We start from the raw sequence: 20,868 nt of genomic DNA, 5'->3' as shown, positions 1-20,868 counted from the left end.
CCCTGGGACCCGCCCGGGGGCTGGATTTCCGCTCGCCAACAGTCCAATATGCCCGCCGTAATTGACCCGCGCGGTACTGTGCAAAATTCAGGCACCGCCGATGACTAGCCAATACAGAGCGAGAACAATGCAAGTCGAGTCTGTAGATACTCTTTTGAAATCCAGCGGTCGCGAGGGCGAACAGGCCCGGCTGCAGGGCTGGATCCGTACCCGCCGCGACTCCAAGGCCGGGCTGTCCTTCCTGGCGGTCCACGATGGCAGCTGCTTCGATCCCCTGCAGGTGGTGGTCGAGTCATCCATCAGCAACTACCAGTCCGAGGTTTTGCGCCTTACCACCGGCTGTGCCGTCGATATTGTCGGCACCATCAAGCCGTCCGAGGGCAAGGGCCAGGCAATCGAGCTGCTGGCGAGCGAAGTCCATGTAGTGGGCTGGGTCGAGGACCCGGACACCTATCCCATGTCCCCCAAGCGCCATACCATGGAGCACCTGCGCGAACACGCGCACCTGCGCCCGCGCACCAACGTGGGCGGCGCCGTGGCCCGCGTGCGCAACTGCATCGCCCAGGCGATCCACCGCTTTTTCCACGAGCAGGGATTCAACTGGATACACACCCCGATCATCACCGCATCCGACTGCGAGGGCGCCGGCGAGCTGTTCCGCGTCAGCACCCTGGACCTGGAGAACCTGCCGCGCACCGACAAGGGTGCGGTGGATTTCAATGAGGATTTCTTTGGCGAGGAGACTTTCCTCACCGTGTCCGGCCAGCTGAATGTGGAGAGCTACTGCCTGGCTCTATCGAAGGTGTACACCTTCGGCCCGACCTTCCGCGCGGAAAACTCCAACACCACCCGCCACCTGGCGGAATTCTGGATGGTGGAGCCCGAGATCGCCTTCGCCGAACTGGCTGATATCGCAGCGCTGTCAGAGAAGATGCTGAAATACGTGTGCAAGGCAGTACTGGAAGAGCGTGCCGATGACATGGCATTCTTTGCCCAGCGCATCGACAAGGAAGCCATCAGCCGGCTGGAAAACATCGTCGAGAACGACTTTGCACGTATCAATTACTCCGAGGCCATCGAGATCCTGGAGAACTGCAAGGAGAAGTTCGAGTTCCCGGTTTCCTGGGGTATCGACCTGGCTTCCGAGCACGAACGCTACCTGGCCGAGAAGCATTTCAAAAAGCCCGTTGTGGTAATGAACTACCCCAAGGACATCAAGGCGTTTTACATGCGCATGAATGACGACGGCAAGACCGTCGCGGCGATGGATGTCCTCGCCCCGGGTATTGGTGAAATCATCGGTGGTTCACAGCGTGAGGAGCGACTGGACAAGCTTGACGCGCGCATGGACGAAATGGAAATCCCCAAAGAGCACCTGGACTGGTACCGGGACCTGCGTCGTTACGGCACCGTACCCCACGCGGGCTTCGGCCTGGGCTTCGACCGGATCGTGTCTTACGTCACCGGCATGGGCAATATCCGCGACGTGATCCCCTTCCCGCGCACACCGCGCAACGCAGCCTTCTGATCGCTATCAACTGACCGATAGCGCACCGCCAGAGCCCCGGCCCGAAGCCGGGGCTTTTTGTTTCTGGCGCGACCAGAAAACTGGTGACCGCCCTGACCTAGGGCCGGTCCCCGCATTGGGCGAACGCGCTGCGGTGCTGTTGCTGGCCTGCATACCAGCGACTGTCAACGCATCTCAGGGGGGCGTCCGCGCTGCCGGCAGGCTGCAACAGCAGCTCGCCATCGCCCAGCTCCAGGGTCAGGGATGCCCCCGCATAGCGCCTGCCCGGGACACCCCCGGGGGGCACCATAAAGATATCCCGGCCGCGGAACGCTGCTGTCAGTGAGGGGACGCTGGTATCGTAAAATCGCAGGGTCAGGGCTTCGCCACGACAGTCATACCGGGTTACCCGCGCGGGGCCAGCCAGCGCCAGCTCAACCTGCAATTCGGCGATGCGGCGACGATAGTGGCGCAATGCACAGGTGCGAGGGTTTTCCGCCTGCCAGCAGCCATTGCGCGATTCCAGCCAGTCGCGCTGGGAGGCCTGCAGGCGCTTGCGCGCCGCCCCACCGAGATCCCGTAAGGTCGCGGCGCCGTCCATCACCTCCCGCAGCACGCGATCCAGGGCGCCCAGCTCCGCATCCTGGCACACCAGGTTTTCTATTGCCAGGCCTGAAAGGTCTCCGCAACTGACCCGGCTCGCCGCCCCCTGGGCATCCATGGCCAGTAACGAAAGAACCCATAGCGCGAGGAAACAACCGACCAGGGGCATTGCCCTGCGCCGAAAACCTGAGACAGACATCACTTCTCACCGTCTTGGAATTCGTCTTTTACCAATCTAGCACTGGCGCAGGAATCTTTCCTGTTGACCCGGAAGTTCACCGACTGAAAGCCGCTGTGGAAATACAGGAATTCAACACCGGCATGCAGCACTCGGCCAGATCTGGGCTGCTATGCTGCAAAAACCTGATGTTTATATACCTGCCCACGGGGAGTGACATGGCCAGGCAGTTTTTTGTTTTTGGGCTCGCGCCCCTGCACCGCGAGTACCTGAATGCGGTGCGCGGTGCAGAACAGTTCCACTGGCATAAACTCTTTACCGACGACGAGATCGTCTGGTTTCCCGAACGGCCCATGGCGCAACTGCTCGACGACGCCGAACAGCAGGTCAGCGCCTACAACGGCGAGCTCGCCGGCATCATCAACCACTGGGACTTCCCCTCCAGCACCCTGCACCCCATCCTCTGCCGGCAACACGGCCTGCGCTCGGCAGACCTGCTGGCGGTGCTGAAATGCGAGCACAAGTACTGGAGCCGGCTGGAACAGCGTGCCGCCCTGCCCGACTGGATACCGGACTTCTGCCCGGTGGACCCGTTTGCGGACGATCCCCTGGGCCAACTCCAGTTCGGCTTCCCGTTCTGGCTCAAGCCAGTGGTCAGCCACTCCTCCCAGCTCGGCTTCCGGGTCGAGGACGAAGCGGGCTTCCACCGCGCAATCGGCATTATTCGCGGCGAGATCCGCCAGCTGGGGGAGCTGCTCAATTACGCCCTCGACCGGGTCGACATTCCCCCCGAGGTCGGTTCAGTGGATGGCAACTGGTGCCTGGCGGAAAAGCTCCTGAGCGGCAAGCAATGCGGTATCGAGGGCACCATGATCAATGGGCGCTACCGGGTTCACGGGATTGTCGATACCGTCAAGGACAGCCGCAACCAGAGTTTCACCCGCTACGAATACCCGTCAGTGTGGCCGGATTATGCGCAGGAAAAGATCTGTGCCGCCGGCGAGCGCCTGTTGCGCCAGATCGGCTTCGACAACTCCGCCTTCGGGATCGAGTTCTTCTGGGACCCGGCCACCGACAGTTTCCGGGTGCTGGAAATCAATACCCGGATTTCCCAGTCCCACAGTGACCAGTTCGTCAAGGTCCACGGCGTCTCGAACCACGAAGCGGCCCTGGACGTCGCGCTCGACCGCGTCACGGACTTTTCCATACTCCAGGGCCCGTTCAGGTGTGCCGCAAAATTCATGTTGCGCCGCTATCACGACACCGTCGTCACCCGCGTCCCCCCGGAGGCGGAAATACGGGCCCTGGAAGCGTCAATCCCCGGTTGCCGCATCCACCCGATCGTAGAAGAGGGCCAGCAACTGAGCGACCTGCCAGGCCAGGACAGCTACAGTTATGAGATAGCCGATATCTGCCTGGGCGCCCAGGACCAGGATGAACTCCTGGAAACCTACCGGAAACTGGCCGGCCAGCTGAGATTCGAATTTGCAGACGGACGCAGTTTCGAGCCGTTCCAGTTCGAGAGCGTTCGCTTCTGAAATCAGCGTTCACGCAAGCCTTCGCCTGGGGAGTGTCGATGCGGGTAGTGACCGAATTCCCGTGCAAGATCACCGCGATCGAACATATCGAAATCCCGCTGGCGGACGGCGGCTGGCTGGCGGCGCGTATCTGGATGCCGGAGGATGCCCCCCAGCGGCCGGTACCGGCCATCATGGAATATATTCCCTACCGCAAGCGGGATAAAACGCGCCTGCGTGACTCCATCATGCACCCCTACTATGCCGGGCATGGTTACGCCTGTGTGCGCGTGGACCTCCGTGGCAGCGGCGAGTCCAGCGGCGTCATGATCGACCAGTATCGGGAGCAGGAGCTCAGCGACGCGGTGGAAGCCATTGACTGGATTGCGCGGCAACCCTGGTGTGACGGCAGTGTCGGCATGCAGGGTATTTCCTGGGGCGGGTTCAATGCCCTGCAGGTGGCCGCGCGGCGCCCCGGACCGCTCAGGGCCATCGTGTCCTGCTGCTCCACCGACGACCTTTACGTCGACAACATGCATTACATGGGCGGCTGCCTGCTCACCGACAACCTGTCGGAGGCCACCACCATGTTCTCCATCAATACCTGCCCACCGGACCCCGAACTGGTGGGCGACCGGTGGCGCGATATGTGGCTGGAGCGACTGCGCGGCAGTGGCCTGTGGCTGGATATCTGGCTGCGCCACCAGTACCGGGATGGCTACTGGGAACACGGTTCCGTCAGCGAGAACTACCACGCCATCCAGGTCCCGACGATGCTGGTGGGCGGCTGGGCCGATGGTTATACCAACGCCATCTTCCGACTGCTGCAGCACCTGCAGGGGCCCCGCATGGCCCTGATCGGCCCCTGGGGCCACAAGTATCCCCACCAGGGAATACCGGGCCCGGCCATCGACTTCCTCGGCGAGGCATTGCGCTGGTGGGACCAGTGGCTCAAGGGAGAAGAAACCGGTATTACCCGCGAACCCACCCTGCGGGCGTGGATGCAGGACAGTGTTCCCCCCACCACATACTACTGGCAGCGGCCGGGGCGCTGGGTCGGCGAGGACAGCTGGCCCTCGGACAATATCATCGAGCGTGTCTACGATCTCTCCGCCTACCGGATACTGTTCGGCAACGAGCCACCCTGTGTGATGGAGAATGTGCTCAGCGTACAGTCCCCCCTCAGCGTTGGCCTGTTCGCCGGTAAATGGTGCTCGTACACCGCCGCCCCCGACCTGCCCCACGACCAGCGCCAGGAGGATGGCGGAGCGCTGGTATTCCAGAGCGCACCCCTGCAGGACGATATCGAGATCCTTGGCGCACCGCGCATGGAGATTGAACTCTCCTCTTCGCAACCGATGGCGATGGTCGCGGTGCGGCTCTCGGATGTAAATCCCAACGGGGCCGCGACCCGGGTTACCTACGGCCTGTTCAACCTGGCCCACAGGCACGGGCACGACAAACCCGCAGAGCTGGTGCCGGGAATGAAATACCGCATCAACGTGGCAATGAACCATGTCGCCCAGGTATTCCCGAAGGGCCACCGACTGCGGGTGAGCGTATCGACTTCCTACTGGGCCCTGGCCTGGCCGCCACCACGGCCGGTCAGGCTGGATATTTACTGCTCCTCCAGCAACCTGGTGCTGCCATTGCGCAAGCCCCGCGCCAGCGATGCGGATATCCAGTTCGACGAACCGGTGGGAGCAAAGCCGGAACAATCTGAATATATCAAGTCCCCACACAATAACTGGCTGGTGCATTCAGACCTGGCCGAGGATATCTGGACCCTGGAGGTGATCAAGGATGACGGCCTGATCCGCATCGATGAGATCGACCTGGAGTTCGCCAGCCGCATCTGGAACTGGTACACGTTCCAGGAAAACGACTTCAACTCCCTGAAGGGCGAGACCCGTACCGAACGCACTTTTTCCCGTGGCGACTGGTCTGTGCGCACCACCACACGCACAGTGCTCACTGCGGATGCGGACTTTTTCTATATCCACGCACAACTGGATGCCTGGGAGGGCGATGGCCGGGTGTACGCGGAAAACTGGCAACGGAAGATCCCCCGGGATTTCCTCTGACCAGTTTACTGGCCGGTGCCTGCAGGCTGTTCCTTTCTGCTTTCTTCATTTCCCGGATCCGGCAAGCAATGCTATGTTGTCTGCCCGGACGCCGGCGCGGGCAAACCCCGCCCGCAGCAAGTGGAAAATACAGGGATGGAATAACAGGGATGCCACAGGAGATTTCCGCCACAGAGCCCGACTGGACGCGCGAACAGCCCAGGGGCTTCTGGGACCCATCGCGCAAGCTGCTGAAAAGCATACGCGAGTACCAGTCTGCCGGCAGCGGCCCACTGGACAGGCTCCGCCGCAAGCTGGCGGTAGTGCGCCACCGCTTCTGGAGCATCGTTTCCGGGGCGGATATCCCCCTGAACTGTCGCATTGGCGGCGGCCTGCAGATGCCCCACCCCAACGGGGTTGTCATTCACCCCGGTGCCAGTGTGGGAGTCAACTGCCTGCTGTTGCAGCAGGTCACCCTGGTGAACGGGGTCACTCTGGGGGGCAATGTCGACATCGGGGCCGGGGCTAAAATTATCCGGCCTGTCACCATCGGTGACTATGCGCGTATTGGCGCCAACGCGGTGGTTCTGGAGAATATTCCCGCCGGTGCCGTCGCTGTCGGCATTCCCGCACAGGTCGCCAGGACCAGCACATTGAGCGATAGGCGGGAAAGTTCCGGGCCAATTCCAGGTGAGTCCCCAACGGACCGGGCTGCAACACTGGCGGAGTGAACACCGGCAGTACAACCCGGGGCAGCCTCTCTGCTCCCCCCGGGTCAGCCCCCGTAATCAGACAATTTTCTGCTTGCGCAACTCTTCGATCTCGCCGGCGCCCTTGCCCAGCAGGTCCCGCAGGATCTCCTCGGTATGCTGGCCGAGCACCGGCGGGGCCTGGTCGTATTGCAGCGGCGATGCAGAAAACAGCACCGGGTTGCGCACGGTACGCACAGTGCCCGCGGTCGGGTGCTCCTGCTCCACCACCATTTCCCGCGCCTGCACCTGGGGATCCCCGAATACCTGCTGCAGGTTATTGATCGGCCCACAGGGTACGTGGGCTTCACTGAGTTTCTCCAGCCACCAGTCCGAATCCCGCTCCCGGGTCGCCTGCTCGATCAGCGGAACCAGCTTCTCCCGCGCCAGCACCCGCGCCGCGTTGGTAGCGTACGCGGGCTGCTCCGCCACTTCTGGCAGGCCGGCAATCTGGCAAAAGCGCTTGAACTGGTCATCGTTGCCCACCGCCAGCATAAAATAACCGTCCCGGGAGGGTACCGCCTGGTAAGGAACGATATTGGGATGGGCAGTGCCCTGGCGTTCGGGACTGCGACCGGAAGTAAGGAAATTCTGCGCCTGGTTGGCGAGCCAGGCCACCTGGGTGTCCAGCAGTGCCAGGTCGATATACTGGCCCTCGCCGGTCTGCTGCCGGTGGATCACCGCTGCCAGCACCGCCGACACCGCGTACATCCCGGTCATCAGGTCGGCAACCGCGACACCCACTTTCTGCGGGCCCGCGCCCGGCTGGCCCTCGGGCACCCCGGTAAGGCTCATCAGGCCTCCCATGCCCTGGATCATGGCGTCGTAGCCGGCGCGGTTGGCATAGGGGCCAGTCTGGCCGAAGCCGGTAATGGAGCAATAGATGATGCCGGGATTGATCTCGCGGATGGACGCGTAATCCAGCCCGTATTTCTCCAGGCCACCCACCTTGTAATTCTCCAGCAGCACGTCGCAGCGCGCCGCAAGGTCACGCACAATCTGCTGTCCCTGTTCCGTGGTGATATCCAGGGTCAGTGATTTCTTGCCCCGGTTGGCACTCAGGTAGTAAGCCGCCTCACTGGTGTCGGCACCCTGGCCGTCTTTCAGGTAGGGAGGGCCCCAGTGGCGTGTGTCGTCGCCGCGCTCGGGGCGTTCAACCTTGATTACCTCGGCACCGAAATCGGCAAAGACCTGCCCCGCCCAGGGGCCGGCGAGAATCCGGCTCAGGTCGAGAACCTTCAGGTGGGAAAGCGGACCCGGCATAACTGTGTACTCCTTTATTCTTCACACCCGTGACCTACTGCAATGGTGGCACAGGCCCGGCGGGCTCAAATCCGGAACGCAGACTACCAGATTCTCCGGCGCGCTGTTGCCAGAAGCTTCGCCGGTGCCCGGGGAGAGGCCCCCACCACAGGGAATGGCGCCGGGGTTTACCGCCGGCGGCCGGCTTGGAGCCGGCCGCGTACGGGCGTACACTCTTGGCGAGAATAAAAATACCCACACTGCCCAGCACAGGAGGGCCCAGTGATGACGACAGAATCCCGGCAAGAATCCCACACTTCAACACCTGGAGAGGAAGGCCAACCGGAAGCATTCCGCTCATTCGCCGACTTCTATCCCTATTACCTGGGTGAGCACGCCGATATCACCTGCCGGCGCCTGCATTTTGTCGGCACTTCACTGGTGATCGCGCTGCTGCTGCTCACGCTGGTTACCGGCAACCTGCTCTGGCTCCTGGCCATGCCATTGGCGGGATACGGGTTTGCCTGGGCCGGCCACTTCTTCTTTGAGCACAATCGCCCCGCCACGTTCAGGCATCCCCTCTACAGCCTGCTGGGCGACTTTGTGATGTTCCGGGATATGCTGCTGGGGCGGATCCAGCGCTGAACCGCGGACAACAGCCGAGGAGCCGCCCGGCCTCAGCGGGCCAGGCCGTGGCGGCGCAACTTGTTGGCTACTGACGTATGGGAAATCCCCAGCCTGCGGGCCATTTCGCGGGTCGACAGGCGCTGCTCCAGCAGCGCCTGCAGCAGCCCCAGCTCCACCTTGTCCATCACCTCGCGGTAACCCAGGCCCCGCGCCCAGTCGAGCGGCAGTCCATCTCCCGCCCGTGCCGGCTGTGGCAGGTCCCCAGCGCTGATCTCCGTTGCCCCTCGGGCGCGACAGCGGCGCACGGCCGCGGCGAGACAATCATGCAGGCCGGCAAAGTTACCGGGCCAGTCAAACCCATGCAGGCACTCCGCAGCCTGCTCGCCCAGGGCCAGCCCTTCCCGCTGACCCGCCGCCCCGGGTTTATCCAGCTCTCGCAATGTCGCACTGGCAAAACGGCCGATCGCGGGACGCATACTGCGCAGGGGTGGCAGCTCCAGTACCAGTTCAGAGAAAAACTGGGCCAGGGCCGGCTGCAGGAGCGCGGGTTGCTGGCTCGTGGCCACTGCCCGGACGGTTCGGGGCAGCGCCCGCAGCTGCCGCAGGAGTGACTGCTGCGCGGCCGGGGCCAACCGCTCCGGCTCCTCGATCACCAGGGTTCCGGCATCCGGCCAGGCACCGGAAGGCAAGCCTGCCTCGAATCCCTGGGAAGGATCCAGGCGCATACAGTCCCCCCGGGAAGCCAGCGGCGACAGGTAATGAACCGCGCCGGCAAAGGTGCTCTTGCCGCTTCCCGCCTCTCCGGTTATCAAGAGCGGCGACGCCAACGCCGCCATTTCCTGCAGGTCCAGGCAGGCCTGCCGGCGAAGATCGAAATCCCACAACGCTACCGGTGATGGCAGTCGCGACAGGGCCGCTGTATCTGCGTCTGGCTGCAGGGTCAACACTGCGCCAGCGAGGGATTCCACCGCGCTGTCGTCCCCCAGTGCAATGGGTACCCACTCCAGCCGGAAATCCTGCCCGCGCACGGTAACCGGCACCCCATAGCGTGGCACGGCAAAATCCCGCAGTAACTCCGCCACCTGCAGCAGCGGCAGGAAGCGCTGCAGTTGCATGCCCGGCACCCGGTCCATACTGACGCCGAAGGCCCGTGCTGCGGCCAGGTTGGCCGCGACCACCCGCCCCTCGCGGTCGACCGAGAGTACCGGCTCCGAGACATGGCGCAGGAGTGTGTCCAGCTCGAAGTGGCGGCGTTCGGAGGGAATCAGGGAAATACGGCGTACCCGTTTCAGGCCGGGCACCTGCAACAGGGATTTCTCGATCGCGCTGAACTGGGTATTGAGCATCCCCGGCGCCGAAAGGTAGACCTTGTCACCACTGTCGCCACCGAGCTCACCGGAAGTCACGTTAACGCGAAAATCGGCAAATATGGCCGTAATTTCCTGCAATATACCTACACGATTTTCACATGTTATTTCTATTCGCATAAGAATCTGTAAACAATTATTTACAGAAATCTTAGTCCCGGCGCACACCAGGGCGCAACTATGGGCCCCGGGGACTGCCGTTCGGGCCTGCGCCTGTCTAAGAATGTACGGGTGATAACAACAAAGAGTTAACGCGCCCGCGGGACCCTGCGGCCATCGGTACGCAGGGACGTCAAAAGCGGAGCGACGGGAGAGCAGAGCCATGAAGAAAGAATCACAAGCCAACGGCAAGAAACCGAGCAAGTATGTGGCCCGGGAGCCGGACGCGCAGGGCTATATCCACTACACCGATGTGGAGCACCAGACCTGGCAGCGCCTGATCGAACGCCAGCTGGAAGTGGTGCCCGGACGGGCCTGCGACGAATACCTGCGCGGCCTCGAGCTCCTGGACCTGCCCCGGGACCGCATCCCGCAACTGGAAGAGGTCAGCAGCGTCCTGCGTCGGGAGACCGGCTGGGAAGTTGCACGGGTGCCCGCCCTGATCGGCTTCGAGACCTTTTTCGGGCTGTTGGCGGACCGCAAATTCCCGGTCGCCACCTTTATCCGCACCCCGGAGGAGTTCGATTACCTGCAGGAACCGGATATTTTCCATGAGATTTTCGGTCACTGCGCCATGCTGACCAACCCGGCTTTTGCCAACTTCACACAGAAATACGGCCAGCTGGGCCTGGCGGCATCCCCCAAGGAGCGTGCGTACCTGGCCCGCCTGTACTGGTTTACGGTGGAATTTGGCCTGCTGCAGACCAGTGACGGCCTGCGCATCTACGGCGGCGGTATCCTGTCTTCTCCCAAGGAGACCCTGTATGCACTGGGCGATGAACCGGCCCGCTACGACTTTGACGTGCTCGATGCGCTGCGCACCCCCTACCGCATCGATATCGTACAGCCGATTTATTACGTGCTGAACGACCTGCAGCAATTGCAGGAGCTCACCGAAATAGACCTGATGAGCCATGTGCGCGAGGCCATCGACCGGGGCCTGTTCGAGCCCCGCTTCCCGCCCAAGAACGCAGCCTGACCCGGTACGCGCCACAGGCCCCCTGTGGCGCGCATTCGGCAATGCCCACCTCCCGCTTCCCCACTCCCCAGCCCCGGGGAGAAATCCGGGCTACCGACTCGCCTCACCGGAGATTAACGTTACCGGTGTGAGTGCAGTGAGAGGCCAACGATTCCCAACGTCGGATCCCCGCACTGCATACAAATTAGCCGGGGTATTTTGTTGCCATTGACGGCCCCCAGTTTACGGTTCAGGGATACACACCCCGCGTTATAGGGAGCCTTGTAGAGCAATGTCCTCACTTGACGCGATTGACAGACAACTTCTTGCTATCCTGCAATCAGATGTTAGCCTCTCCATTGAAGAGCTGGCCGAGCGTGTGGGGCTGACCAAGACCCCATGCTGGCGGCGGATCCAGAAGTTGGAAAAAAGCGGCATCATCCGCCGCAAGGTGGCCCTCCTGAATGCGGAGGTGCTGGGGTTGCCGGTATCGGTTTTCGCCCAGGTGAAAACCGACCAGCACACAGCCGAGTGGGCCGAATCATTTGCGGCCCTGGTGGCAAAACTGCCCGAGGTGGTCGACTGCTACCGCATGGCCGGTGAGTACGATTACCTGCTACGCATCGTAGTCAGTGATATCGCCGCGTATGACCGCTTCTACAAGGAACTGATCCGCCAGGTGGGCATCAGCGATATTGTCTCCAACTTTGCCATGGAGCAGATCAAGAGCACCACAGAACTGCCGATCCCCTCCGGAGAGTGACACCGGCCGCTCGAGTACCGTACCCGATAATTTTAACAACGATCGACGGCGGGCCACGCACCACCCCACGCAGCGGAAGCACTGCCGGCGTGGGGCCCGGGGCGCGTCCCGGGCCGTCAGGCAGTAGAGGTAGACATGCAAGACCTTGCCCCCCTTCTCGAGCGTATCCGTTCCAGCGTCATCGGTGAGCGCCTGCCGCTCAGCACCCCCTTCGGCACCCGGCCACTGGTCTACGCCGACTACACCGCATCCGGTCGCGGCCTGACATTTATCGAGGATGCCATTCGTAACCAGGTCCTGCCCTGGTATGCCAACACCCATACCGAGACATCGGCGACGGGCCGCCAGACCACAGCTTTCCGGGAGCAGGCACGGGCGGCGGTGCGCAAATCCGTCAATGCCGGAGAAGAGCACGCGGTAATTTTCTGCGGTGCCGGTGCCACCGCCGCCGTCAACCGGCTGGTGGATTGCCTGGGACTGCGCGCCGACCATTACCAGCGCTTCGGCGCCGCCTCTGCGGAAATCCCCGCGGCACAACGGCCAGTGGTGTTTATCGGCCCCTATGAGCATCACTCCAACGACCTGCCCTGGCGCGAGTCAGTCGCGGAGGTGGTGACCATTCCACAGGGCGACAATGGCAGCGTGGACCTCGAGGCGCTGGAACAGGCACTGCGCCAGTACGCGGACCGCCCCCTACGCATCGGCAGCTTCTCCGCCGCCTCCAACGTCACCGGTATCCGCACTGACGTGGATGCCGTGACCGCACTGCTGCATCGCCACGGCGCCCTGTCGTTCTGGGATTACGCCGCCGCCGGGCCCTACGTCCAGATCGACATGCAGGGGGATGGCAACAGCACCTGCAAGGATGCGCTGTTCCTGTCACCGCACAAGTTCGTCGGTGGCCCCGGCACGCCGGGCCTGCTGGTGGTGCGCAAATCCCTGCTGCCGGCGGAACAGCCGGCGGTACCCGGAGGCGGCACCGTCTCCTGGGTGGGCCCCGAGAGCCACACCTACCTCCCCGCCGGTGAGCGTCGCGAGGAAGCCGGCACCCCGGCCATCGTGGAATCCGTGCGCGCCGGTATGGTCTTTGCACTGAAAGACCGGGTAGGCGCGGCTGAGATCGAGGCGCGGGAGGCCCAGTGGCTGGACCGCGCCTTCAGCCGCTGGGGACAGAACCCCAATATCGAGATCCTCGGTGGTACCGGGGCACCGCGGGTGAGCATCGTATCGATGCACATTCTTCGCGACGGCAAGCCCCTGCACCACGGGTTTGTGGTGGCCCTGCTGAACGACCTGTTTGGCATCCAGGTCCGCGGTGGCTGCTCCTGTGCCGGCCCCTACGGCCACCAGCTGCTGCACCTGACCCCGGAACAGAGCGCCGCGCTGGAACAACTGGTCAGTGAGGGCGAGAGTATCCTCAAGCCAGGCTGGGTGCGCCTCAACTTCAATTACTTCCTCGACCAGGAGACTGCCGATTACCTGATCGAGGCCATCGAGATCATCGCCGCGGAAGGCTACCGGCTTCTACCCTATTACCAGTATGACGCCGCCGGCGGGGTGTGGCGCTACCAGGGCGAGGCGGCCGAACCGCCACTGCAGCTGGAGATCGACAGTGCCGGCACCGACATCCCGGCCCCGGTGACCGGCGCACTGGACGGTTTCCTGGCGGAAGCACGGGAGATCCTGCGCGCACCACAGGGCAAGACCTGCGCCCAACCGATCCTGTCGGAGCGGGCCGAGAACCTGCGCTGGTTCAACCTCTGAATGTTCGCCCCTGCCGGGGCGACATTGCCTCGGTGGTTTCCGCTGCGCCGGCTTCCGTGGATAATGGATGCGGGGACCAGCCCCGGACGGGACAGCGACACAAGGAGCGACAGTGGCGGAAACCTCCCTCTTCCAGTCTTTTTTCCTGATCTTCAGCGGCGCCGCGCTGATTGCCACCCTGGCGCTGTATGGCCGGCAGCCTTTGCTGGTAGCGTATATCGCGCTGGGGGTGCTGCTGGGCCCGTCCGGCGTGGGCGTGGTCAACAATGTCCAGCTGCTGGCCGACATGTCCACCATCGGCATCATCTTCCTGCTGTTCCTGCTGGGACTGGACATGCAGCCCCGGGCACTGGTTTCGGTAATGCGCAAGGCCACGTTTGTGGGCCTGATCAGCTGTGCGCTGTTCCTGGGAATGGGCTATGCCATCGGCCAGCTGTTCGGTTTCACCAACGCCGAATCCTGGGTGATCGGCATGGCGATGATGTTTTCCAGCACCATCATCGGCATCAAGCTGCTGCCCACGACCGTACTGCACCACAAGCACCTGGGCGAGATCATGGTGGGCCTGTTGCTGTTCCAGGATTTCGTCGCCATTGCCTGCCTGATGATCCTCCTGAGTGGCAGTACCGGCGAGGTCGATTTCGTCCGCCTGGGCATGTCGTTTGCCGCCCTGCCCCTGCTGGTGGTCGCCGCCTGGGCGGTGGTGAAATACGTCCTGCTGCCCCTGCTGACGCGCTTCGACCGGTTCCACGAATACGTCTTCCTGGTGGCACTGGGATGGTGTATGGGTATGGCGGAAGTGGCCGAGATAGCGGGCCTGTCGCGGGAAATCGGCGCCTTTATTGGTGGCATCACCCTCGCCACCAGTCCCATCTCCCAGTACATTGCCCTGAGCCTGAAACCGCTGCGGGACTTCTTCCTGATCCTGTTTTTCTTCAGCCTGGGGGCCCAGTTCAACCTGGCCATGGTGCCGGAGATAGCCCTGCCCGCACTGGTGACGGCGGCGGCTGTGCTGGCGGTAAAGCCGGTGGTGTTCCGTTACCTGCTGGGAAACCAGAGCGAGCAGAATGTGCTGTCCTGGGATGTGGGGTTTCGCCTCGGGCAGATCAGTGAATTCTCGCTGCTGATTGCCTTCCTCGCCGCAGGGCAGCAGTTGATCGGCAGTGCCGCTTCGCACCTGATCCAGGCCACCGCCATTATCACCTTCCTGGTGTCGTCCTATATTGTGGTGCTGAATTTCCCCAACCCGATCGCCATCAAGGACCACCTGCGTCGGGACTGAGCGGGGAGCGCCGGCCGGTGCGCAGCAACCCGAACCGGGCCGGAATGTCCCGCGCAAACATCAGGTACAGGCAGGGCACCAGCAACAGGGAAATGGTGGTTGCGGCGAGGATGCCGTAGCCCAGCGAGATGGCCATGGGAATCATAAAGCGCGCCTGCACCGAGGTTTCGAAAATCATCGGCATCAGGCCGCAGAAAGTGGTGACAGTGGTGAGAATGATCGGCCGGAAGCGGCGCGCCGCGGCCCGCTTGATCGCCTCGGTGATCTCGACACCTTCTTCCCGCAAGCGGTTGCCGTACTCGATCATGACCAGGGTATCGTTGATCACCACCCCAGCCAGTGCCACCATCCCCAGCAGGCTGACCATACTGAGCCCGTAACCCATTACCAGGTGCCCGAGCACCGCGCCGATGACACCAAAGGGAATCGCCACCATCACCGTCAGCGGCTGGATATAACTCTTCAGCGGAATCGCCAGCAGCAGGTAGAGCGCCGCCATGGTCAGGGAAAAGGTGAGCCCCAGGGACGACAGCCCCTCGCGCTCCTCGGCCTGGCGTCCCTCATAGGAAATGCCCAGCCCTGCGTACTCTGCACGCAACTGTGGCACCACGGAGGCGTTCAGTTCGTTGATTACCAGGGTGGCCTGGTCCGAGGGTTCGACGTTGGCAGTCACCGTCATTACCCGGCGCCCCTCGCGCCGGTTGATACCGGCGTAGGCACGCCCCTTGTCCACCTCGACCAGGTCCGGCAGCGGCAACCAGAGGTTGTTGCCGGCACGGATCATGATACTGGACACGTCTTCAAGGGTGCCCCGCTGTGCTTCCGGCAGCCGCACCATCACCTTGACCTGGTCGCGCCCGCGCTGCTGGCGCATGGCCTCGGCGCCGTAGATCGATGAGCGCAACTGCCGGCCGATTTCCTCCGCGGTAAGCCCCAGGCTCTTCGCGGTTTCCGTCAGGGTGAGGTCCAGCTGCTGCTTGCCCAGCGAAATACCCGGATCGATATCGCTGACATTGGGGAAATCCTCCAGCGCCGACGCCAGCCGCAGCGCCACCTCTTCCAGGATCCGGGTATCCGTGTGGCGCAGCTCAACCGTCAGCGCCGGACCGGCACCGGGACCGCCGCGGTCCGCGGCAAAACGGGAACTCAGGGCCCCGGCCACCGGCCCCACCGCGCGCCGCCAGTCACGGACAAATTCCCCGGTGGTAAAAGTGCGCTGGTCGGAAGGCACAAAATAAACATCCACCTGCACCTCATTGCCCTGGATCAACCCCCGCATTCCCAGGAACACATCCTCCCGCCCCCTTTCATCCAGGACACGGTTTGCGGCGTCGATAATCTGGGCGCGGGCACGCTCGAGTTGCTGTTCCGCGGTGCCCGCCGGAAAAGTGATCTGCACCCGGCCCGAGTCCCGCTCAACCCTGGGCATCAGGGTGAACCCCATACGCCCGCTGGCGGCATAGCCGGTTACCACCATCAGTGTCGCCAGTGCCACCGCAATGGTCGTATATCGATGGCGGATGCACAGGTCCAGGAATGGCCTGAAGCGCTTTTCCACGAAGCGATCAAGACTGCGGGCAACCATTTTCTGGCGCGCGGCGAAACGTCGCGCCTGGTTGTTACGGTAACCGCGCCGGGAATATGCCAGGTGCGACGGCAGGATAAACAGCGCCTCCACCCAGGAGATTACGAATACCGAACCCACCACCAGCGGGATAATGCCGAAAATCTTGCCCATGAATCCCGGCAGGTGCATCAGCGGTATAAAGGCAACGATATTGGTGAGGATGGCAAATGTGAGAGGCACCGACACCTGCCGCGCACCGGCAATCGCCGCCTCCAGGTTGCTGTAACCCAGCCGCCGCCACTCGTAGATATTTTCCCCGGCGATGATCGCATCATCCACCACGATACCCAGCGCAATGATGAACGCGAACATGCTCACCATATTGATGGAGAGATCCATCGCCGGCAGGAACAGCAGTGCACCGAGGAAACTGGTGGGAATACCAAGCGTCACCCAGAAAGCCAGGCGCAACTCCAGGAAAGCCCCCAGGACCAGGAATACCAGCATCAGCCCGATAAACCCGTTTTTCAGCAGCAACGACAGGCGCTCGCGAAAAATCTGTGAGTCGTCATCGCGCACGCTGATCTGTACACCCTCCGGCAGGGTGCGACGCACTTCGGCCAACACCTCGTGCGTGGCCGCGCTGACACTCATGGGGGTCTGGGTACCGATACGGAACACGTCGATGCCCATTGCCGGCTCGCCGTTAAAGGTCATGTTGCGCGGCTCTTCCACCAGCGCGTCGCGCACCGTGGCGATATCCCTGAGCCGCACCGTGCCCCCACCGGTGCCCTGCACCACCACGATATCACCGAACTCCCGCGCCCAGTCGCGGCGCTCGGTAACCCGCACCAGCACCTCGCCGGCCCCGGTCTTGACGCCCCCGGCGGGCACATCCACCGCCGCATCGCGCACCAGTGCCGCCACATCTGGCAACGACAAGCCGTAGCGACGCAGGTCCTCACGCCGGACTTCCACCGCCACCTCGAAATCCCGCACACCATAGGTTTCCAGCGAGGTGATACCCGGGTGAGCTTCCAGCTCCTCGTAAATCTGCATGGTGATGGCGCGCAGCGCGCGCACGTCGATATCGCCGTGCACCACCAGGTCGAGTACATCCCGCTGGCGGTCGGCAAGACTCACCTGCGGGCGCTCGATATCACCGGGGAAGGTGGTTACACGGTCGATCGCCTGCTGGATATCCTGGTAGACCTTACTGCCGTCAGCGTCCTCGTCCAGCTCCAGGGTCAGCGAAGCACTGCCCTCGCCCGTACTGCCACGCATCTCGCGGATTCCGGGAATGCCCTGCACCGCCTGTTCGGCCGCCACCAGCACGCCGCGCTCCACTTCCTCGGGACTGGCGCCGGGATAGGAGATCTGCACCGTCACCATGTCCAGGCTGAAATCCGGGAATACTTCTTTCTTCACGATCATCGAAAATGCCAGCCCACCAACGATCAGCACCAGCATCAACAGGTTGGCAGTGACATGGTTGTGGGCCATCCAGGCAATGGCGCCACCGCGGGTCTCCACCACCGGGCGGCGTGCGGTTTTTTCCGCAGACGGGTCACTCATTTGTGCACTCCCCGGTCCTTCACTGGTGCGGCCGGATCATCGGCCGGCCTTTCCGCGGGACCAGCCTGCCCGGACCCGGGCGGGCGACTCGTGGGGCGCCTGCCGGCGCGGTTCGGGTCCCCGGCGGGCCGCTCGCTGCCACGCATCGTGGCCGGGGCAGCGACGCTGACCTTCATTCCATCGATCACCGTATTCAGGCGCGTGGTAACCAGGATCTCACCACCGGTAAGGCCCTCATCCAGCAGCGCGAAATCGCCACTCAGGTAGGCCACCTCGACCGGTTGTATACGGATCCTGCCGTCTGCCACGACCCAGACCACATCGCCGTCCTGCACCGCCGACAACGGCACCCGCACGCGGTCCTGTGACGCCGGGCTGACAATACGGACCCGTGCCAGGTCATTCAGCAACAGCTGCGGCTCGCCGGGATTGGCGATCGCCAGCGGGTCCTCCAGCTCCACCAGTACCCGCGCGAGCCGGCCCTGCTCTTCCAGCACCGGGATCAGCCGCACGAAACGGCCCGCCCGAAAACGGTTGGCCGGCCACTGGCTCCCCTGCACATTCACCTCCACGCCCTTGCTACGCAGGCGCGCGAGCTGGTTTGCCGGCACCTCCACCTCGATATGGAAGCGATCGGCCCCGGCCAGTTCGTAGAGCACAGTACCGGGCCCCACCCTGTCCCCCACATCGACAGTGCGGCTGACCAGCAATGCCTTGAAAGGCGCGCGGATCTCGGTCAGGCGCAGGTCCCGTTGCGCCAGCCGCAGCTGGGCCTCGGCCGCATCTACCCGGGCACGGGCTGCCGCCAGCTGGGGCTCACGCAGTACCAGGGCGCGGTCCGCCTCCGGCAGTGAGCTGCCCAGCAACTCGTACTCCTCCTGCGCCACCTGTCGCTGGCCCTGCTCCTGCTGTAACTCGGCACGTCGCTCGGCCAGGGTGCTGCGCGCGGTCTGCAGGGCCAGTTGATAGGGCTCGGTTTCGATACGGGCCAGCAGCTGGTCTTCCTCCAGTGTCGATCCCTGCCCCAGGTCGTAATCGAGCCAGTCCACCCGACCTTCCACCTGTGGCTGCAATTCCACCATTTCCCGGGCCTGCACCCGGCCCAGCGCCTCCACGGTCACCGGGAAGCGCCCGCGCTCAGCCACGGCGACATCCACGGTCGGAGCAGGCGGTGCCCGGTCGGCGCGGCTCATGGTGGGTCTCTCCCGCAGGAACCAACTGGCAAGCAACACGGCACCAACCAGCAACCCAATGGGCAATACGAAATTCCAGTTGAGGCGTCTCGCCATCAGGATTCCCCCGCCCGGTACAACTCCAGCTCCACCGGCAGCGCCGGGGGCAGGTCCTCTCCGGGTATCCCACCGGACAGCGCCCGGTAGAGGGTTACACGGTTCTCGATCAGCTCTCGCCTGGCGGTGAGTAATTGCCGCTCCAGGCTCTGCTGGTCATTGGTGGCAGCCAGGACATTGAGAAAATCCACGGTGCCGCGGCTATAGGCGCGCCGCTGGCGCTCCACAATCAGGTCAGACAGCGCCGCCCGTTCACGCAGGTGTTCCAGGCGCACGCGCACCGCCTGTTCCTGCACCAGCGCCTGCTCCACCTCAGACAGGGCCTCGAGTACCGTGGCCCGGTAGAGCTGCCACTGCTCCTGCTCCGCGGCTTGCTGCCGCTGTTGCTCTGACGACAGCTGCCCGCCGTCGAAAATCACTCCCTCGGCGGCGGCGGTCAGGGTCAGCAACCAGTCCCTGGCGATATCACTGATGGCCGGACCGCCCCCGCTATAGATCGCCGACAGGCTGATCACCGGCAACCGCTCGGCCCAGGCCTGTTTGGCCAGGTAGTGGCCCTGCAGCAGGTTCCGCTGCGCCTCGCGCACATCGGGACGGCGCAGCAGTAACCGGGAGGGGACCCCCGTGTCGGGCAGTGCCGGCAGCGCCGGGAGACCTGCCGCCGGTTGCACCATGGTTTCGAGCTCACCGGTATTCACGCCCACCAGGGTGGCGAGCTGTACTTTCAATATCTCGATATTGAACCCGGCCGCATCCAGCTCCTGCTGTGACTGCTCCACCAGCTGGCGCTGTTGCAGGACATCCGCGGCAGCGCTGGTACCGCCACCAAACCGCAGTTCCAGCACCCGCAATGTTTTGCGGTTGGTATCCAGCTGCCTGGCCAGCAGCTCCCGCTGGCCCCACTGCTCGCGCAGTTGCAGCCAGGTGGCAGCCACCTCCGCTGCCAGGCTGAGTGCGGCCGCCTGCAGACTCTCTTCCTGCGCCAGCTTCGCTGCCTCCGCGGCGAGTGCACCGGAGCGCACCCGCCCCCACAGGTCCACCTCGTAACTGGCCGCCAGGCGGCCACTCCAGCTGCCGCCCTCGTTCTCACCACCGGAAAAGTCGAAATCACTGTTACTGGAGCGGCGCTGCTCGGTGTGGTCGAGGCCGCCGGTCAGCCGTGGCCACAGGCCCGACCGGGCCCCGAGCGCTGTGGCCTCGGCCTGTTGCAGGCGCCACAGCACCCCCCGCAGGTCCGGGCTGTCGGCGAGCGCTCGGGTGACCAGCAGGTCCATCTGCGGATCCCGGAAATTGTCCCACCAGCGCAATCCCGGCTCCGCCTCACCCGACAGGGAAAAGGCGTCCGGCAACCCCAGGGCCTGCTGCGGCAGTCCCGGTGGCAATGGCTGGGTGGCACAGGCCGTCAACAGGGGTAACAGCAGTGCCAGTATTCGCGAAATAGACAAAAAACGTCCGCCAGTTGTGTTATTCAATCGAAAGCCGGGAAATTATTGCGCAGCCAGGCGCCCGGACAAGCGTATTTACGCTTGTTTACCCTTCCGCTCTCGCTCCTCTCTACGTTCTTCGGGTGGTAATGGCCTTTCCATCCGGAACTGGGGAGTGCCCTCTGCCGCGGACTCCGGTATCATGGCCACCACTGGAAAGTGATCACAAATTCC

General features: G+C 63.5%; 15 protein-coding genes. 9 read left to right on the top strand and 6 right to left on the bottom strand.

The window, feature by feature from the left end:
• The first annotated feature begins 127 nt into the window (after positions 1-127).
• Positions 128-1,528, top strand: a complete 1,401-nt coding sequence (gene asnS / locus LVE68_RS00865; RefSeq protein WP_232942271.1) for an asparagine--tRNA ligase — start codon at positions 128-130, stop codon at positions 1,526-1,528.
• Between the two features lie 97 nt (positions 1,529-1,625).
• Here asnS and LVE68_RS00860 read toward each other — a convergent pair whose 3' ends face one another.
• Entirely contained in the window at positions 1,626-2,279 is a 654-nt protein-coding gene (locus tag LVE68_RS00860; RefSeq protein ID WP_232942269.1) for a lysozyme inhibitor LprI family protein, read from the bottom strand.
• A 227-nt stretch (positions 2,280-2,506) separates the two neighbouring features.
• On the opposite strand from LVE68_RS00860, the gene LVE68_RS00855 reads away from it, so the two are divergent.
• From LVE68_RS00855 to LVE68_RS00845, 3 genes are all read left to right on the top strand, one after another.
• Positions 2,507-3,826: an ATP-grasp domain-containing protein gene (locus LVE68_RS00855; RefSeq protein ID WP_232942267.1), complete on the top strand. Its 1,320-nt coding sequence runs from the start codon at positions 2,507-2,509 to the stop codon at positions 3,824-3,826.
• Positions 3,827-3,864: 38 nt separating this feature from the next.
• The gene (locus tag LVE68_RS00850) at positions 3,865-5,889 is read left to right on the top strand and encodes a CocE/NonD family hydrolase (RefSeq protein WP_232942265.1); all 2,025 of its coding nucleotides are present in this window, start codon (positions 3,865-3,867) and stop codon (positions 5,887-5,889) included.
• A gap of 149 nt (positions 5,890-6,038) precedes the next feature.
• Positions 6,039-6,599: a serine O-acetyltransferase gene (locus LVE68_RS00845; protein WP_232942263.1), complete on the top strand. Its 561-nt coding sequence runs from the start codon at positions 6,039-6,041 to the stop codon at positions 6,597-6,599.
• Between the two features lie 57 nt (positions 6,600-6,656).
• On the opposite strand, the gene LVE68_RS00840 is transcribed toward LVE68_RS00845, so the two are convergent.
• Complete coding sequence (locus LVE68_RS00840) at positions 6,657-7,880, bottom strand: CaiB/BaiF CoA transferase family protein (protein ID WP_232942261.1); 1,224 nt, start codon at positions 7,878-7,880, stop codon at positions 6,657-6,659.
• A 264-nt stretch (positions 7,881-8,144) separates the two neighbouring features.
• Between LVE68_RS00840 and LVE68_RS00835 the strand changes: the two genes are divergently transcribed.
• On the top strand, positions 8,145-8,504 hold the full coding sequence (locus LVE68_RS00835) for a DUF962 domain-containing protein (protein ID WP_232942259.1): 360 nt from the start codon (positions 8,145-8,147) through the stop codon (positions 8,502-8,504).
• Between the two features lie 32 nt (positions 8,505-8,536).
• On the opposite strand, the gene LVE68_RS00830 is transcribed toward LVE68_RS00835, so the two are convergent.
• Positions 8,537-9,973, bottom strand: coding sequence for a TyrR/PhhR family helix-turn-helix DNA-binding protein (locus LVE68_RS00830; protein ID WP_370636704.1), 1,437 nt, complete (start codon positions 9,971-9,973; stop codon positions 8,537-8,539).
• 202 nt (positions 9,974-10,175) lie between these two features.
• On the opposite strand from LVE68_RS00830, the gene phhA reads away from it, so the two are divergent.
• The 4 genes from phhA to LVE68_RS00810 all read left to right on the top strand — a co-directional run bounded on the left by phhA (position 10,176) and on the right by LVE68_RS00810 (position 14,779).
• Positions 10,176-10,991 carry a phenylalanine 4-monooxygenase gene (phhA, locus tag LVE68_RS00825; RefSeq protein ID WP_232942255.1) on the top strand — a complete coding sequence of 272 codons (816 nt, stop codon included), beginning with the start codon at positions 10,176-10,178 and terminating at the stop codon, positions 10,989-10,991.
• A 271-nt stretch (positions 10,992-11,262) separates the two neighbouring features.
• Positions 11,263-11,733 (top strand): Lrp/AsnC family transcriptional regulator, encoded by a 471-nt coding sequence (locus LVE68_RS00820; protein WP_232942253.1) that lies wholly within the window; start codon positions 11,263-11,265, stop codon positions 11,731-11,733.
• Between the two features lie 135 nt (positions 11,734-11,868).
• Positions 11,869-13,497 carry an aminotransferase class V-fold PLP-dependent enzyme gene (locus LVE68_RS00815; RefSeq protein WP_232942251.1) on the top strand — a complete coding sequence of 543 codons (1,629 nt, stop codon included), beginning with the start codon at positions 11,869-11,871 and terminating at the stop codon, positions 13,495-13,497.
• A 112-nt stretch (positions 13,498-13,609) separates the two neighbouring features.
• A complete protein-coding gene (locus LVE68_RS00810; protein WP_232942249.1) occupies positions 13,610-14,779 on the top strand; it encodes a cation:proton antiporter domain-containing protein in 1,170 nt (389 codons plus the stop codon).
• Here LVE68_RS00810 and LVE68_RS00805 read toward each other — a convergent pair.
• The 3 genes from LVE68_RS00805 to LVE68_RS00795 are packed head-to-tail and all read right to left on the bottom strand — an operon-like array spanning position 14,754 to position 20,655.
• Positions 14,754-17,921: an efflux RND transporter permease subunit gene (locus tag LVE68_RS00805; RefSeq protein ID WP_232942247.1), complete on the bottom strand. Its 3,168-nt coding sequence runs from the start codon at positions 17,919-17,921 to the stop codon at positions 14,754-14,756. The two genes, LVE68_RS00810 and LVE68_RS00805, sit on opposite strands and share 26 nt — an antisense overlap.
• Entirely contained in the window at positions 17,918-19,210 is a 1,293-nt protein-coding gene (locus tag LVE68_RS00800) for an efflux RND transporter periplasmic adaptor subunit (RefSeq protein ID WP_232942245.1), read from the bottom strand. Before LVE68_RS00800 ends, LVE68_RS00805 begins: the two co-directional genes overlap by 4 nt.
• Entirely contained in the window at positions 19,210-20,655 is a 1,446-nt protein-coding gene (locus tag LVE68_RS00795; RefSeq protein WP_232942243.1) for an efflux transporter outer membrane subunit, read from the bottom strand. The genes LVE68_RS00800 and LVE68_RS00795 overlap by 1 nt, the downstream gene beginning before the upstream one ends.
• Positions 20,656-20,868: the final 213 nt, after the last annotated feature.

The organism is Microbulbifer sp. YPW16, assembly GCF_021290385.1.
Classification (GTDB): Bacteria; Pseudomonadota; Gammaproteobacteria; order Pseudomonadales; family Cellvibrionaceae; genus Microbulbifer; species Microbulbifer zhoushanensis.
The sequence above is the reverse complement of the archived record's forward strand: the minus strand, read 5'-3'. Positions and strand labels throughout refer to the sequence as shown.

Bases quoted from the DNA above. Each gene is read 5' to 3' on its own strand.
- LVE68_RS00835 (WP_232942259.1), top strand. From the start codon at position 8,145: ATGACGACAGAATCCCGGCAAGAATCCCACACTTCAACACCTGGAGAG.
- LVE68_RS00860 (WP_232942269.1), bottom strand. From the start codon at position 2,279: ATGCCCCTGGTCGGTTGTTTCCTCGCGCTATGGGTTCTTTCGTTACTG.
- LVE68_RS00845 (WP_232942263.1), top strand. From the start codon at position 6,039: ATGCCACAGGAGATTTCCGCCACAGAGCCCGACTGGACGCGCGAACAG.
- LVE68_RS00820 (WP_232942253.1), top strand. From the start codon at position 11,263: ATGTCCTCACTTGACGCGATTGACAGACAACTTCTTGCTATCCTGCAA.
- LVE68_RS00855 (WP_232942267.1), top strand. From the start codon at position 2,507: ATGGCCAGGCAGTTTTTTGTTTTTGGGCTCGCGCCCCTGCACCGCGAG.
- LVE68_RS00830 (WP_370636704.1), bottom strand. From the start codon at position 9,973: ATGCGAATAGAAATAACATGTGAAAATCGTGTAGGTATATTGCAGGAA.
- LVE68_RS00815 (WP_232942251.1), top strand. From the start codon at position 11,869: ATGCAAGACCTTGCCCCCCTTCTCGAGCGTATCCGTTCCAGCGTCATC.
- LVE68_RS00850 (WP_232942265.1), top strand. From the start codon at position 3,865: ATGCGGGTAGTGACCGAATTCCCGTGCAAGATCACCGCGATCGAACAT.
- LVE68_RS00800 (WP_232942245.1), bottom strand. From the start codon at position 19,210: ATGGCGAGACGCCTCAACTGGAATTTCGTATTGCCCATTGGGTTGCTG.
- LVE68_RS00840 (WP_232942261.1), bottom strand. From the start codon at position 7,880: ATGCCGGGTCCGCTTTCCCACCTGAAGGTTCTCGACCTGAGCCGGATT.
- asnS (WP_232942271.1), top strand. From the start codon at position 128: ATGCAAGTCGAGTCTGTAGATACTCTTTTGAAATCCAGCGGTCGCGAG.
- phhA (WP_232942255.1), top strand. From the start codon at position 10,176: ATGAAGAAAGAATCACAAGCCAACGGCAAGAAACCGAGCAAGTATGTG.
- LVE68_RS00805 (WP_232942247.1), bottom strand. From the start codon at position 17,921: ATGAGTGACCCGTCTGCGGAAAAAACCGCACGCCGCCCGGTGGTGGAG.